Annotated in this window: 13 protein-coding genes and 1 riboswitch; of the genes, 9 read left to right on the forward strand and 4 right to left on the reverse strand. The window is 38.4% G+C overall.

What is annotated here, in order from left to right:
* Positions 1 to 124: 124 nt before the first annotated feature.
* The 5 genes from H5182_RS15570 (at position 125) to H5182_RS15590 (ending at position 8160) form a co-directional block, all read left to right on the forward strand.
* Positions 125 to 1303, forward strand: coding sequence for an efflux RND transporter periplasmic adaptor subunit (locus tag H5182_RS15570; RefSeq protein WP_145240236.1), 1179 nt, complete (start codon positions 125 to 127; stop codon positions 1301 to 1303).
* Between the two features lie 15 nt (positions 1304 to 1318).
* Entirely contained in the window at positions 1319 to 4450 is a 3132-nt protein-coding gene (locus tag H5182_RS15575) for an efflux RND transporter permease subunit (RefSeq protein ID WP_182760279.1), read from the forward strand.
* 309 nt (positions 4451 to 4759) lie between these two features.
* A riboswitch (cyclic di-GMP riboswitch) is annotated at positions 4760 to 4850 on the forward strand.
* A 118-nt stretch (positions 4851 to 4968) separates the two neighbouring features.
* Positions 4969 to 5535: a chitin-binding protein gene (locus H5182_RS15580; protein ID WP_145240240.1), complete on the forward strand. Its 567-nt coding sequence runs from the start codon at positions 4969 to 4971 to the stop codon at positions 5533 to 5535.
* A gap of 102 nt (positions 5536 to 5637) precedes the next feature.
* Entirely contained in the window at positions 5638 to 7713 is a 2076-nt protein-coding gene (locus tag H5182_RS15585; protein WP_182760280.1) for a S9 family peptidase, read from the forward strand.
* Positions 7714 to 7761: 48 nt separating this feature from the next.
* The gene (locus tag H5182_RS15590; RefSeq protein WP_182735014.1) at positions 7762 to 8160 is read left to right on the forward strand and encodes a hypothetical protein; all 399 of its coding nucleotides are present in this window, start codon (positions 7762 to 7764) and stop codon (positions 8158 to 8160) included.
* On the opposite strand, the gene H5182_RS15595 is transcribed toward H5182_RS15590, so the two are convergent.
* The gene (locus tag H5182_RS15595) at positions 8161 to 8634 is read right to left on the reverse strand and encodes a Dps family protein (protein WP_145240248.1); all 474 of its coding nucleotides are present in this window, start codon (positions 8632 to 8634) and stop codon (positions 8161 to 8163) included.
* A gap of 349 nt (positions 8635 to 8983) precedes the next feature.
* On the opposite strand from H5182_RS15595, the gene H5182_RS15600 reads away from it, so the two are divergent.
* Positions 8984 to 9193, forward strand: a complete 210-nt coding sequence (locus tag H5182_RS15600) for a hypothetical protein (RefSeq protein ID WP_149982248.1) — start codon at positions 8984 to 8986, stop codon at positions 9191 to 9193.
* Here the strand turns inward: H5182_RS15600 and H5182_RS15605 are convergent.
* Positions 9190 to 9786 (reverse strand): alpha/beta hydrolase, encoded by a 597-nt coding sequence (locus tag H5182_RS15605; RefSeq protein WP_182735016.1) that lies wholly within the window; start codon positions 9784 to 9786, stop codon positions 9190 to 9192. The genes H5182_RS15600 and H5182_RS15605 overlap by 4 nt on opposite strands.
* A 28-nt stretch (positions 9787 to 9814) precedes the next feature.
* Positions 9815 to 10351 carry a YaeQ family protein gene (locus H5182_RS15610; RefSeq protein WP_145240254.1) on the reverse strand — a complete coding sequence of 179 codons (537 nt, stop codon included), beginning with the start codon at positions 10349 to 10351 and terminating at the stop codon, positions 9815 to 9817.
* A 303-nt stretch (positions 10352 to 10654) separates the two neighbouring features.
* Between H5182_RS15610 and H5182_RS15615 the strand changes: the two genes are divergently transcribed.
* Positions 10655 to 11875 carry a tyrosine-type recombinase/integrase gene (locus tag H5182_RS15615; RefSeq protein WP_182760281.1) on the forward strand — a complete coding sequence of 407 codons (1221 nt, stop codon included), beginning with the start codon at positions 10655 to 10657 and terminating at the stop codon, positions 11873 to 11875.
* Here the strand turns inward: H5182_RS15615 and H5182_RS15620 are convergent.
* Positions 11853 to 12308, reverse strand: coding sequence for a hypothetical protein (locus tag H5182_RS15620; RefSeq protein ID WP_182760282.1), 456 nt, complete (start codon positions 12306 to 12308; stop codon positions 11853 to 11855). The genes H5182_RS15615 and H5182_RS15620 overlap by 23 nt on opposite strands.
* Before the next feature lie 198 nt (positions 12309 to 12506).
* Between H5182_RS15620 and H5182_RS15625 the strand changes: the two genes are divergently transcribed.
* Both H5182_RS15625 and H5182_RS15630 read left to right on the forward strand, forming a co-directional pair.
* Positions 12507 to 13763 (forward strand): hypothetical protein, encoded by a 1257-nt coding sequence (locus H5182_RS15625; protein WP_182760283.1) that lies wholly within the window; start codon positions 12507 to 12509, stop codon positions 13761 to 13763.
* A gap of 188 nt (positions 13764 to 13951) precedes the next feature.
* Entirely contained in the window at positions 13952 to 14569 is a 618-nt protein-coding gene (locus tag H5182_RS15630; RefSeq protein WP_182760284.1) for an inovirus Gp2 family protein, read from the forward strand.
* Positions 14570 to 14652: the final 83 nt, after the last annotated feature.

Here is a 14652-nt window from a genome sequence, read left to right on the forward strand (position 1 = left end):
ACAATGGTTTTTTAAAGCTTTTTAAAGATATCAATTTTTTTGTAACAGTTGCTTACAAATGTCACGTTAATGTTTCATTCAGCTCTGTTATTATGGCTTTAGTAAAATATTAAGGGGACTGATTATGCGAACAACGATATTAAAATGGGGACTTCCTTTTGTCGCGCTTGGCATAGGGATTGTTGGCTTTGTGGGAATTAATGCGATTGCCCAAGAACCAGAAAAAAAAGAAATAGTCGACACTCGGCCGGTTGTAAAAGTTGAGGCTGTGGCTGCCAACGATCACCAAGTAATGATTAACAGTTATGGTGAAGTAAAACCGTTGGAAAACACACAGCTTTCAGCACAAGTGTCAGGTGAAGTTGTTAGTTGGCATCCTAATTTTGTCGCCGGTGGTATTGTTGGACGTGGAGAAGTTCTATTTACTATTGAAAAAGATAATTACGAAGCGGCTGTACTGCAAGCTGAAGCTGAACTAGCTCGCGCGCAGGCGATGTTAATTGAAGAGCAAGCGCAAGCCAAAGTAGCAGAAGACGAAGCTAAGCGATTCCCTAGCAAAGCACGCACCGATTTATTTTTACGTAAGCCACAAGTGCTAAGTGCACAAGCGTCAGTTAAGTCAGCGCAAGCAGGATTAAAACGTGCACAGCGTGATTTAGACAACTGTGAAGTAACCGCTCCATACGATGCATTAGTTATTAATCGTAATGTTGGTGTGGGTCAATTTGTTTCTATGGGCGCACAAGTTGCTGAATTAAATAATATTGAAACCGCTGAAGTCATCATACCTATAGCTGGGTTTGATAGTGTTTTTTTACCTGAGCGCGTCAAAGGCGTCACTGCAACAGTGATTAAAACGGGCTTAAATGGTTTTACTCGCCAAGCGGTAATAGATCGTGATTTAGGTATTGTTGATAATGCTACGCGTATGAGTAGTTTGGTTGTTCGAATTGACGATCCGTATGGTTTAGTGAATAAACAACCAGCGATTAAGTTTGGCACTTATGTACAAGTTAATTTTGCCGGCACCATGCTTAATAATATCTATCGTTTACCGCAAGAACTGGTGAATAACCAAATGGTATGGATAGTTAATGATGAACAGCAACTTGAACCACGTAAAGTGAAAGTGATCCGCGAAGAAGGAGAGTTCTTTTATATTAGTGATGGTTTAGAGGCTGATGATCAATTAGTTGTTACCTTACCGGAGTATCCACAAAAAGGCATGGCAGTAAAAATTGCAGGCCTTCAAGATGCTAAAGAAATAGAGGCACCGAAAAGTGCATCTACTGAACAACTATAAAAGGTAGATTGAGTTATGAATAACACCGAACTACCCAACAAGGCTAAACAAACAGGGGTAATTGCTTACTTTGCTAATAACTCTGTTGCTGCTAATTTAATGATGTTTTTTATCATTGTAATGGGGTTGATAAGTTACTTTACGATTCAGCGACAAATGTTCCCTAATATAGAAATTAACTATATTAATGTGTCGGCGAACTATCCTGGGGCCTCGCCACAAGAAATTGAAGAAAGTATTCTAATAAAAATTGAAGAATCATTAAAAGATATAACAGAGATAAAAAAAGGGGTGTATCGCGCATTTCGAAATGGCGGCACGGCCAGCCTTGAAATAAACACTGATGCCGAACTTACCGACGTGCTTGATAAGGTAAAACTACGCGTTGATGGTATTGCCACTTTCCCTGCTGGAATGGAACCGGTCACCATAAGTCAAGTGGAGTTTCGCCAAGACGTAATAGGTATGACGCTGGTGGCCGACTTACCCTTAATTGAATTAAAACCTATAGCTAACCAAATTGAGAATGAGCTGTTACAGCTATCTAATGTGTCATTGGTGGTTAATGACGTTCCTCTGGATGAGATCGCAATAGAAATTGAACCAGATACATTACGCCAATATAATTTAACTTTGTCGGACGTGGTAAATGCTGTACGTCGTTATTCGGCTAACTTTTCAGCTGGGCAATTAAAAACAGATGCAGGAGTTATTTCGGTTCGTGTAGAGAATCAGTTTTACTCGGGTGAAGAGTTTAGACAAATTCCGGTTAAAATTGGCGCTAATGGCGCAAAAGTATTACTACAAGATATTGCTGTTATTAAAGACCAGTTCACTGAAGGGGAGCGTTACTTTAAGTTTAACGGTGAAAATGCGGTTTACTTATCGGTAAAAGCAACCGAAGATCAAAATATTATTCCGGTGGCTGACTCGGTAAAAGCGTATATTGATCAAAAAAATAAAGAGTTACCGCTCGGTGTGCGTTTAGAGCCATTAATGGACTTTACCTACTACCTAAATGCGCGCTTAGATATGATGAAAGCTAACTTATTTCAAGGCGCTATTTTGGTAGCAATCATGCTTTCGTTATTTTTACGCTTTAAATTAGCGCTATGGGTAATGATTGGCTTACCTGTGTGTTTTTTAGGGGCGATGATGTTGATGCCGCTGTTTGGTGTCACTATTAATATTGTGTCCCTGTTTGCCTTTATTATGGTGCTGGGGATTGTGGTGGATGACGCCATAGTCATAGGCGAAAGTGCCTACACCGAAATAGAGAAAAAAGGCGGCGGTGTTGTTAATGTGGTCAATGGCGCTAAGCGAGTGGCAACCCCTGCAACCTTTGGTGTACTAACAACTATTGCCGTGTTTGCTCCGTTTACGCTTTCGAGTGGTCCTGAAAGTGCCTTCTTTTATGGTATTTCAGTGGTGGTTATTTTATGTTTAGTTTTCAGCCTCATTGAATCTAAATTAATTTTACCAGCACATATTGCGCATACGCATTTCTCACCTATTAATCCTGATGGTTGGCGAGCACGTTTTAATAACCGTTTTTTTGGCTTTGTTAATGGCCCTTATAAACAATTTATAGTGAACTGCATAAAATGGCGCTGGACGGTGATGTTTGGTTTTATTGCGCTGTTAATTTTAACCTTTGGTTTAATTTCATCTAATCAAGTGCGTATGATCCCTTCACCTAAGGTACCTCATGACTTCCCGCAAATTAATGTAGAAATGAACGACAATGTATCCGACATTCAAACCATTAATGCGATACGTGAAATTGAAGCTATGGTGCTAGAGGTTGATAGACAAACAGAGCGTGAAGAAGGCCAGAAGATAGTGCGTGATGTGCTAGTGTTCAATCAAGGTCGCACTGAAGCGCAATTACTCGCACCATTAGTTGACGAAGAACTGCGTCCATATAATGCATTTGAGCTATCTCGACGTTGGCGTGAAGCGATGCCGGTTATCGCTGGTGTCAAATCATTAACTATTCAAGATGATGTTGGCGGCGGAGGCGGCGGTAGTGGTGGCGAGTTTGGCTATTTACTATATGGCTCTGATATCGATACGCTTAATGATGCGGGTCGTCGTTTTATACAGCTATTACAACAGCAAGAAGGTTTGTTTGATATTAGCTCAACTATCGATCCTGCCAGTAAAGAAGTGCAAATGAGCTTAAAACCAGTTGCCTATGACTTAGGCTTAGATCTGGCGGCAATTGCGAACCAAGTAGGTGCAAGCTTTTATGGTGGTGAAGCGCAGCGCGTTATTCGCCGTGGTGAAGAGGTTCGGGTGATGGTGCGTTATCCTAAGCTCACTCGTGAGGCATTTTCATCACTTAAGCATGCGGTTGTTACAACGCCACAAGGCCGAGAAGTTTTATTAGGTGATGTGGTTGAGCTAACAGAAACACCGGGCATTAGTTATATTCGCCGTGAAGGTGGTTATCGTACTGTTTACGTTTATGGCAACATTGACGAGGAAGCAATTGAACCAAGTGAGGTAGTCAAACAAGTTAAAGAAAACTTACTACCACAGCTTCAAGAAGAATACCCAAGTGTTAAGTCTGAATTAGGCGGTGCAATAGAAGAGCAGCAAGCGCAAGCAAATGAGCAGCAACTGTTTTTTGCAGGCGGGATGATTTTAGTTTACATATTATTGGCCGTACCGCTTAAAAGTTATTCACAACCTTTAATTGTAATGTCGGTTATTCCATTTAGTCTGACAGGAGCAATTTGGGGCCACTTTTGGTTTGGCTTAGACATTAGTCTAATGTCGGGTTTTGGATTAATTGCCGCAGCAGGGGTGGTTATTAATGACTCCTTGGTAATGACTGATTTTATTAATCAAGCACGCCGTGCAGGAATAGATATTAAAGATGCGGTTATAGAGGCCGGTTGTGCTCGTTTTAGACCTATATTGCTGACATCTATTACTACATTTGCAGGCGTATTGCCGATTATGTTTGAAACCAGCTTACAGGCTAAATTTGTAATACCTATGGCAGTTGCACTTGGTTTTGCTGTGATGTTTGCAACCTTAATTACACTTATTTTAGTGCCATGTCTGTATATTATTTTAACGGATATTGGGAGTTTGTTTAAACGTCCATTTACTAGCCAAAAGGTTAAAGTAAGCTAACTTTGAGTGTTAAGGTTTTGCTTACACCATAATAAAAAGCCAACCAGCTTAAGGTTGGCTTTTTTATTTTATGTCGACAAAAATAAGTATAAGCTTCTGAATTATATGTAATAAATCATGTTTGAGCAGCTGTTTATAATACTGGTAGCTTTGAGTTTAATTACAAGAGGCCAGCTATTGAGACGTAAATTAACCTTGTTTTTACAGAAAATCTCTTAACCAGAGTGCAGGTTAATTAAACTTAAGTGCCAGCTTTAACTTTTGATTACATTCTTTAGTTTGATCTTCGAGCTATGTCACACTATACTCACGCTGTTTTGGCAAACTAACCGAAAGGTTAGGACGCAAAGTTTCCGGTCTAAGGTTTTAGCATTAAAACTAAGATAGCGGGGCCGTCGCACAGGGTAATACCAACCTCACTGTGTGTCATCAGCCCTACAATGTAGTTAAAAGTATTTCTTTTATCCAATAAATGCTGGATAGTACCTATTAGATATTCTTAAGGTGTTGCTTTGTTTATGCATACGTCATTGGCCTGTGGAAATTGGATGCCAATAGGTTGTCTAAATCATCATACCCAATTGTTTGTAGGTGATATGGTGACGGTGACTTTTTATGACACGCAAGGAGAGCTAGTCGATTTATCATTTCAATATGAAATTATCACCGAAGAACAAGGTGAGCCACATAATTGGCCACGCTTTGTCGCGGAATATATTAATACTCATATACCCTTAGTCGAAGCAGGAAGAATGACTGAGCAAGGTTTAGTGGTAGCTTATCGTTCAAACCAGATTTATGCACTCGAAGGTTGCGGGATTACTCGTGCGGAATTAACTTTTCAATGTATTGCTAAATGTGATGATTACCAGGTTGTTAAGCCCGCATATGATTATATCTATCCTGAAAAGTGTGGTGTATATAATGCGGGTGTAAAAGTATTACAGCCAAAAACAGGCTTAATTTATAAATGTAAACCTTGGCCTTTCAGCCAGTTTTGCAATGTGAAAGAAGAAAATAATCCACTTTACGAGCCCGGTGTTGGACAAAGTTGGCACCTTGCTTGGCAGCAAGTTTCCCCTTAATGCTATTTAGCATTTTTCGGCCCACTCATTGAGTGGGCTTTTTTATGCACTTTTGAAAATTATGTTAAACTCCAGCCATCGAAATTTTTTATTGGTTTTTCTGTGGCTCTATCAAACTTATCGTTTTCTTCACTTCCTAATGCTCCTGTTGCGCGTAAACAGCCGCACACGTTAACAACACACAAAAAAATACGCATTGATGATTATTATTGGATGCGTGATGACGAACGTACAGATCCAGCGATGCTGGCACATTTAGCTGCTGAAAATGACTATTGTGAACAGCAACTAGCGCCTATTCAGTCTTTTCAGAAGCAACTGTTCGAAGAACTAAAAGGGCGTATTGTTAAAGACGATAATACTTTTCCCGTTAAAGATGGCCAGTATTGGTATCACTCTGAAGTACGTGGCGATGATGAATATTCTCGCCATTACCGTAGTAGTCAGATGGATGCCGCAGATAAGCAGCTACTGTTAGATGTAAATATACTTGCAGAAGGTTTTGAATTTTATGAATTAGGCGAGGTGGCAATTAGTCCTAATGAACAATTGTTGGCTTACTCTGAAGATACCGATGGCCGTCGTATCTATACCGTAAAGTTTAAAGTTATTGATAACGATGATTTACTTGAAGATGTATTAGAAAACACCGAAGGGCAAATCGTTTGGGCAAACGACAATAAAACGGTTTTTTACGTAAAGAAAGACCTTAAAACGTTATTAGGTTATCAAGTTTATCGCCATGTATTAGGTACTAAGCAAGCGCACGATGTATTGGTATATGAAGAGCAAGATCGAAGCTTTTTTATGGGGCTTGGTAAAAGCCGTGATGAGGGGCTGATCATTATTGATTTAGCCACTACAGAAACGAACGATACTTGGGTGCTAGATGCTGAACAGCCGCAAGGAGTGTTTACTCAGTTACTGCCACGCGAAGAAGGGCATGAGTTTGATGTTGATAAACTCGGCGATACGTTTTATATCGTGACCAATTGGCAAGCTAAAAACTTTCGTTTAATGACGGCTAATACAAGTACCATTGCAGATAAAACACAGTGGCTTGAGCATACCCCTCATCGTGATAGCGTTTTATTAGAAGGCGTAGAGCTGTTTGACGATTTCTTGGTGCTTACTGAGCGCGAGCAAGGACAAACACGCTTTGTGGTCATTAATAAGCAACAGCAGCGTATGACCTTAGAATTTGATGATCCTTGTTATTATGCTGCCATTGCAATGAATCCTGAGCATGATACGCACGTAGCTCGTATTTATTACTCAAGCCTCACCACGCCAGGTTCATTATTTGAAGTAGACTTAAATAATGGTGATAAAACTTTATTAAAACAACAGCAAGTATTAGGCAGTTTTGATCCGCAAAACTATGCCTCTGAAAGGTTAATGGTAACAGCGCGTGATGGTATTAAAGTGCCCGTGTCGCTGGTTTATCGTAAAGATAGTTTTGCTAAAAATGGCACTAATCCACTGTTTCAATATGGTTATGGGGCGTATGGCATAACCATCGATCCGAGCTTTTCGAGTACCTCATTAAGCTTACTCGATCGTGGTTTTGTGTATGCCATAGCACATGTTCGTGGTAGTGAGATGTTGGGTCGTGATTGGTACGAGCAAGGCAAAAAACAACATAAGCAAAATAGCTTTAACGACTTTATTGATGTAACCAAAGCATTGGTTGAGCAAGGTTATGGTGCGCAAGATAAAGTGTTTGCTTCAGGCGGTAGTGCCGGTGGCTTACTAATGGGAGCGGTTGTTAACCAAGCGCCAGCGCTTTATTTAGGAATTGGCTGCCATGTGCCATTTTTAGATGTGCTAACCACCATGCTGGATGAGTCAATACCTCTAACTACCAATGAATACGATGAATGGGGTAATCCAAATGACCCTGCCTATTATGATGTGATTGCTCAGTATTCACCGTATGACAATATTACCGCACAGGCATACCCACATATTTTAGTGACTACCGGTTTGCATGATTCACAAGTGCAATATTGGGAGCCGATGAAGTGGGTGGCTAAAATGCGTGAATATAAAACTGACGATAATATTTTGGTGTTTAAAACCGATATGGATGCCGGTCACGGCGGAGCATCAGGGCGCTTTAAAAGCTTGGAAGAAAAAGCATTAGAGATAGCTTTCTTTATCAGTTTGGCTGATTAAGTGTGATTTTCTATTCAATTGAGTTTCACTATGTTTGGAGGTACTTATATGTTTAATGTGCATGGGCGCTGGGAATACTCAATTGAATCACCAACGATATATATCAAAGTGATTGGTTGTTTTAATCGAGAAGGTATACAGGCTTTTACCAAGGATGTATTTGCTGATTTAGCAAAGTTGCCGCCTCAATCTATTGAATATGCGGTGATTAATTTAGTTGAGTTTGAATTAGCGACCGCAGATAGCTTGGCGGTTGCAACTGAATACTTTCATGGTGTTAAAGCGCGCGGTTATAAACGTGTTGTTTATATTCAAGCAAGTGCTGTAGCCAAAAGTTTGCTGGAACATATCTGGCGGGGTAGCGATATGGATATACAATTTTACGATGATATTCCAGGTTACTTAGCTAAGCACCCGGAACATCTATATATTAAAACCTGGTTATGATTAATTTAAGTATGCTTTAAGCATCCACACTAGCTTCTCTTGCTCAGTTATATAATCACTCATCAATGAAGCCGTACCTTCATCTTGTGCATCACTTGCTTGCTCTAAAATATCGCGCTGCATTTTAATTAGCGTGCTATAACCAGCGAGTAAGTTTTCGACTGCTGCGACACCATCACTGATATTTTTTGCTTCTTTAATTTTGCTGATCTCTAAGTAATCAGAAAATGCATGCAGTGGTGCGCCATCAAGCGTTAAAATACGCTCAGCGACTTCATCTACTTTTAAAAGTAATAGGTTATAAATTTCTTCAAACTTGATGTGTAGTTCAAAAAAGTTGCGACCTTTAATATTCCAATGAAAACCGCGGGCATTCATATATTGAATTTGATAACTACTTAGCAGGGTATTGAGTGACTTGACGATATCTTCACTTTTCGCGCTGTTAAGACCAATTGCGTTTACCTGTGACATAACTTCTCCTTAATAAACTGATAAGATGTTTTCTAAACACTGAAGCAAGTATCAGCCATTTTTAGTAATCTGTAAAATGGTTAAAATCGATAACCTTAATAGATTTTACCTATTAGCCAACCTGCTGTAGTAATTAATTTGTTCGTACAATAGAGATGGGCTCCAATCTTTAAAAAACCACCCCAAAAATCAAAATAACCGCAAATCGCTTAATAAAAGCACAATAAGATGATCTAAAACAAGCTTTTATAGCAAGCTATTACATGGCGAGTGGTTATTTGATTTAGGTCAAAATTAACGTTTTTAGTCGGCGCATAATCAACACAGATAAATTTGATGGAGAGATAACATGCAGGCTAAAACACAAAAAGAAAGTAAAATGGAATTAGTTGTTATTGGTATAGCGTTGATTGCATTTGTAGTTGGCTTAGTCGGCCATTTAGCAGGAGCAAGCTTTGCTAACTTTGATACCTTTGGTTATATCGCAGCGCCAACACCACTGATCTTAGCAATCATCGCATTTGTTGCCTATAAAGTGGCTGCTAGTGCAGAAGATTAAACCAGCAACTCAACAATATAATTCATCACTTGGCGTGAGTAGATCATACTGGTGTGACTTAAATGAAACACTTTATGTTCTGCCATGCCTTTGAGTTTGGTTTCATCAATTAATACCGTGCCATCTGATTGACTACCTTTGGCAATTAGCGGCATGAGGCCGATCGGTAAATCGCCAGCAATACTATAAAGCTTGGCATTAAATGGCCAATCACCATTTTCGGTCAGTAAAAATTCCACACTGTTTTTTAAAAATACATCAAAGCCTTTTTGCTGCATTCTGCGGGCTATATGGCTGCCTTTATGCGGTGTGCCTAAAGTAATAACTTTTGTTACGTTTTGGCTTTGTTGAGAATTTGCAGCAAGGTATGCGCGCGCCACCAGTCCGCCCATTGAATGACAAACAAGGGCCGTATTTTTATCATTAATAAAATTATCAATCTGTTTAAAAATAGCGGCGCGATCGGGAGACAATGTATTGTAAGAGAGGTTGAGAATATCCAACCCAGACTTTTCGAGCTGCGAGCATAAAGGGCGCATTACAAAGCCAGACATATACAATCCGTGTAATACCACAACGCGTTTAACAGTCATACACCCTCTTAATCTATTGAACCTACAATTACATTAATTGTACTGGTTTTATTTCAATGTTAACTGAATCAGAGCTCACCCATACATCACCATCTTGAATGGTAATAGTCAGCGATATATTGCGATCAACCAGCGCTGCCAGCGCTTGAGTTGTAGCAAAATCTAAACTAAAAATACTTAAATTTTTAAACTCATACAATTTAGGTTGATGCTTTTGCCACCAAATTGCTTGGTTGTTTTCACCATAAGTGTATAGCACCACTTTTTTAGCTTTATTACAGGCTTTTTTAACACGCTTTTCATCAGGTAAACCAAGCTCAACCCACAGCTCGATCTCATCGCTATAGCTTTTATGCCACAGCTCTGGTTCATCATCAGCCGATAAACCCTTAGTAAATTCTAAACCATCACAGGCATTAAGTGCATAGGCAAGCAAGCGGATCATCAAGCGTTGCTCGGTTTCTGAAGGGTGTTGTGCCAAGGTTAAATTAAAGTCTTGGTATACGTTGCGGTCCATATCGCTTAGCGATAACTGCGCTTTAATAATCGTCGATTTAAGAGCCATAACAGTTTATTTAAAAAAATTTGCGCCAGTATAGCGCAATTAAGGGCTGAGCCAGTTAAAATAGCCCGAAATTATCTGTAGGAGTTAAAAATGGCTATCCAGTGGTTCCCTGGTCGCTTGAATTAACTTCCGTAGCAATCCGGTGTTTTATTCTATTTACTTATAGAACAATCGTTTAAGGTTATTTCTTTCCGTAACCTTCCAGTATTACCTTCCTACTTCTGCGATTTTTAATACCCACAATAGTACCCATGAGATTGTATTATATATATACTAGCTCTAAATAGCATTGTGGAGCTTAATATGGCTAGGCCTGTAGTTCGTCTAACAGACAAGAAAATAAAATCGATTGCCAGTGTTGGTAAAGAGCAAACGCTTTCTGATGGCGGTGGTCTTCAATTACGTGTTTTACCTAGTGGTACTAAGTCTTGGCAATTTAAGTTTAGGGATCCAATAAGTAAAAAGTTTAATAGAGTACCTTTGGGGCTTTATCCAGCTTTATCGCTTTCGAATGCCCGTACTAAGGCAATTGAATATAACGAGTTGTTAGCTCAAGGGATCAACCCAAAGGTACATGAATTAGCTAAGAAGCAATCAGAAAGTCGAAAAGCTGCGAATACTTTCTTAGTAGCCGCAGAGCTTTGGTTTGAGCGCAAACAGCCTACAGTGACGGCTCATCACGCAGCTAGGGAGTGGCGAACGCTTGAGATGTATATTTTCCCCAAGTTGAAAGACACGCCTTTAGAAAGCATTACAGCGATTGATACCATTGAAATTCTCAGGCCACTTGAGGCTGACGGAAAGCACTCCACAATCAAGCGTATTTGCCAAAGCTTAAATCAGATCATGGATTACTCGGTGAACCATGGGTTTATTAATGCCAATCCACTAGCAAAAATTATAAAAGTATTTACTAAAAATACAGTAGAGCACATGGCTACTATTAGGCCCGAAGAGTTACCTGACTTTTTAACGGCTTTGAATGGTTCACAAACCATTCAGAACAAAACAAAGCTTTTAATTTTGTGGCAATTGCACACTATGACTCGCTCAAAGGAAGCCGCAGGCACTAAGTGGGAAGATATTAATATTAAAGAGGCTGTTTGGGTGATCCCTGCTGAAGAAATGAAGCGTAGAAAGGCCCACAGAGTGCCTTTAACGCCTGCAACTTTGGCAATACTTGAACAAATGAAACCACTCAGCGGCCATCATGAATATGTATTCCCTAGTGAACGAAATGAAAAGGGTCATGCAAGCACCTACACAGTTAATGCCGCGATTAAACGCAGCTTAGGCTACAAAGATAAGCTGGTGGCCCATGGCTTGCGCTCTGTTGCTTCTACAGCCCTTCATGAAAAAGGTTACGACAGTCTGTTAGTTGAAGCATGCTTAGCACATGCAGATGAAAATGAAACAAGAGCGGCATATAACCGCTCTGATTATCTTGAGCAACGTAGGCCAATAATGGAATGGTGGAGTGAGTTTGTAAATATTTCGATCTCTAATCAATATTTTGAGCAGTAATAAGATTACTTAGAACTATCTTCGATATTTCGTGATCAAGTTTACCTTCAGCTTTCATTTTAACGTAAGTATTTATGATTATCTCAAGTTCGAGGTTTAGGGGCCTATTTTCTTGAATAGCTGACTGCTTTAGTATTTTAATAGTTTCTTTAGTAAGTGTGTAATTAGTTTGCACTTTTGTTGTGTCTTTTTTTCTATTTTTATATTGTCGCCATGCTTGCATAGCTTTATTTTTTTCAAGTTTCACGGGTGCTATATTACTCTTAAAGACAATACATATGCATGGTGTTAAGGTTTTTGTACCATAACCTATGATAATTTTTTTATTTTCAAGGTAGTTTGCAAACCACCTTTCTTTACCTTTTGTTGTGTCATTACACCATTTGCAACCCTTCCCACCCAAGCACTTTTCAAATGGTTTATCTTCTGACATTTTCTTTAGTCCTACATTTTTTATTCTAATTATTTATATATTAACAGTTGATTTTTATAGTTACTAGTATACGTTACAAGTATTGAGATTTATTTATTATGGTTTAAATGGATGCTGTTCGATGGTAATTACAAGGAACTACTTGCCTGTTTATACTTCTTCACTGAGGACTTCTCAGCACATTCGTCTGTTAATTCTGTGTCAAAATCCTTTGGTATAGATAGCTTTTCTTGTAAAAAGGCTTTGGAGAGAATTAATCAAAAATCACTTTTATCAATTAATGTTATCTACACTCAATCTAGGGGAGGGGAAACAAGAGAGTTTAAGAAAAATGATTTTGCATCTGAACTTTTTTTGAAGGGTTACTTGCCGGATTGTTATAAGGAGTTTATTGAAGATATTGCATATGCAAGGCGATACTCGAAGCCTTGGACAAATATTGAACGTGCCGTGTTACTTCTTTTTAGGTTCTTCGAGTATGAAAATAGTCATAGTAAATTTCTTGAAACTAAAGTTATCTCGCAGACCTTAAAAATTTCAGAAGCAAGAGTTCATTCAACAATCAAAAAGTTAAAATCAAAAAAAAAGGATGTGATCGTAGGCCGTGTTCATTATACAAAAAAACGTAAAGGATATTTTTTTTCATCGCTAATAAGATTAGAGTTCGAACATAAAAATAAGCTACGAGACTGTGCCCTTCGTTCTATCTTTGTAAAGGATTATTTCTATAGAGGGAATTCTTTCGAGGTGGAGTTTCTAAAGAAGTTACATCAAAAAATGAAATCTTTTTCGAGAACGATCGCAAAAAGTTATGATGGGATAAATAGAGGTAAAGGTACAGATCCAGAGTGGGTGCATTATATATTTAACAGGAACCTTGCGAGGGTAGTGTTTATAGATAAATGCTTTAAAGGTTTTAAAACAGAGCAGATAGAAAACTTCTACACGTTTGATAATTTGATAAAAACTTATCAAATTTTGAATAAACTAAATCTTGCAGAATTAAGTTTGTTAGCTAAAAATATTATTAGTAGGTTCATTTGTGACTCTATTAGTAAGAAAGCTGAATTTCCTTATATCAATAGTTTAGCCCAAGAAGTACTTAAAACGAGCTCTAAAAGCTTTAATGATGAAGAAATTGATATCCTAGAGTTTTTAATAAGATCTTGGTTTAAAATGACACTTAGTCGAATTGAGACAAATTTAGTAGATATAGCAAAAACGCTTCCTGAAGGAGAGTTATTTATCGAGCCATCTCATCCATTAAAGAGGGTTGATTGTAATCTTATTTTTTTAGGCTACGGTATCGTTTCTTGTAATATGTTGGAGTATAAGGGTACGCCATTGAGCACAATGAACTTGGTAGGTTTTAATGTTTATGATGTGCAAAAAAATAAAAAGCTGGTTTCTAAGTTGTTAATTAAAATACACTTTTTTGATTTAACTCCAGAGTGAACTTTTTTTAATTTCCGTTATTTTCCGACCACTTCGAAAAAATTTATATGTAATTTGGGGTAACTTAGAAATTGATGGTGTCGGATAGGTAAGATATACCAATTTAACTTAACCATTTATAAACACTAATAGTGTACGAAAATACACAAGAGTCTCTTTGTATAGCTAACCAACAATGAGACTGTAAAATGACAAAACAACTTTCATATAACCCAGCATACCAACAACGTATCGAATTAGTTTTAAACCATGCCATTGAGCAATACTCTCGATTGAATGTTGTGAGGTTTGACTTATACTTGCCTGATTATTATCAGTGCATAGATACACCTAAAGCACTAGCGAATAACTTAATATCTAGGTTCTTTGCTTCACTAAAGGCAAGACTTAGCAGTGATGCTATACAGCGCAGACGCTTAGGGCATAGAGTTCATGACACAGATTTGTATTATGTCTGGGCGAGAGAGTTTGGAGAGCTTGCAGGTAAAGAGCATTATCATATTGCTATCTTTATTAATAAAGATAGGTTCCACTCCTTAGGTAGCTATGACTGTAATTCGGGTAGCTTAGCCTCCTTAATTATACAAGCATGGGCTAGTGCACTCGATATCCCCGTAGATGAAGCGCAAAGCCTTGTAAACTTTCCTGACAAAGCTTGTAACTGGGTTGAAAGCAATTCTAAAAATCACTTAACACAAAGGGATATATCTGTATCTCGATTAAACTATTTAGCAAAAAATAAAACAAAAGTTTATGGTACTGGTAAGAGAAATTTTGGAACCAGTTACACACCTAAACAGTATTAATGACTCACTGTAAAGCGCCCCAGATAGGGCGCTGGTTTATTTAATATCATCTTCATAGATCTTCTGAATTATCTTCAATATAG

The organism is Pseudoalteromonas sp. SG44-17, from assembly GCF_014164235.1.
In the GTDB taxonomy this organism is placed as follows: domain Bacteria; phylum Pseudomonadota; class Gammaproteobacteria; order Enterobacterales; family Alteromonadaceae; genus Pseudoalteromonas; species Pseudoalteromonas rhizosphaerae.

Coding starts and splice junctions, on each gene's coding strand:
- H5182_RS15570 (WP_145240236.1), top strand. CDS start 125: ATGCGAACAACGATATTAAAATGGGGACTTCCTTTTGTCGCGCTTGGC.
- H5182_RS15575 (WP_182760279.1), top strand. CDS start 1,319: ATGAATAACACCGAACTACCCAACAAGGCTAAACAAACAGGGGTAATT.
- H5182_RS15580 (WP_145240240.1), top strand. CDS start 4,969: ATGCATACGTCATTGGCCTGTGGAAATTGGATGCCAATAGGTTGTCTA.
- H5182_RS15590 (WP_182735014.1), top strand. CDS start 7,762: ATGTTTAATGTGCATGGGCGCTGGGAATACTCAATTGAATCACCAACG.
- H5182_RS15595 (WP_145240248.1), bottom strand. CDS start 8,634: ATGTCACAGGTAAACGCAATTGGTCTTAACAGCGCGAAAAGTGAAGAT.
- H5182_RS15600 (WP_149982248.1), top strand. CDS start 8,984: ATGCAGGCTAAAACACAAAAAGAAAGTAAAATGGAATTAGTTGTTATT.
- H5182_RS15605 (WP_182735016.1), bottom strand. CDS start 9,786: ATGACTGTTAAACGCGTTGTGGTATTACACGGATTGTATATGTCTGGC.
- H5182_RS15610 (WP_145240254.1), bottom strand. CDS start 10,351: ATGGCTCTTAAATCGACGATTATTAAAGCGCAGTTATCGCTAAGCGAT.
- H5182_RS15615 (WP_182760281.1), top strand. CDS start 10,655: ATGGCTAGGCCTGTAGTTCGTCTAACAGACAAGAAAATAAAATCGATT.
- H5182_RS15620 (WP_182760282.1), bottom strand. CDS start 12,308: ATGTCAGAAGATAAACCATTTGAAAAGTGCTTGGGTGGGAAGGGTTGC.
- H5182_RS15630 (WP_182760284.1), top strand. CDS start 13,952: ATGACAAAACAACTTTCATATAACCCAGCATACCAACAACGTATCGAA.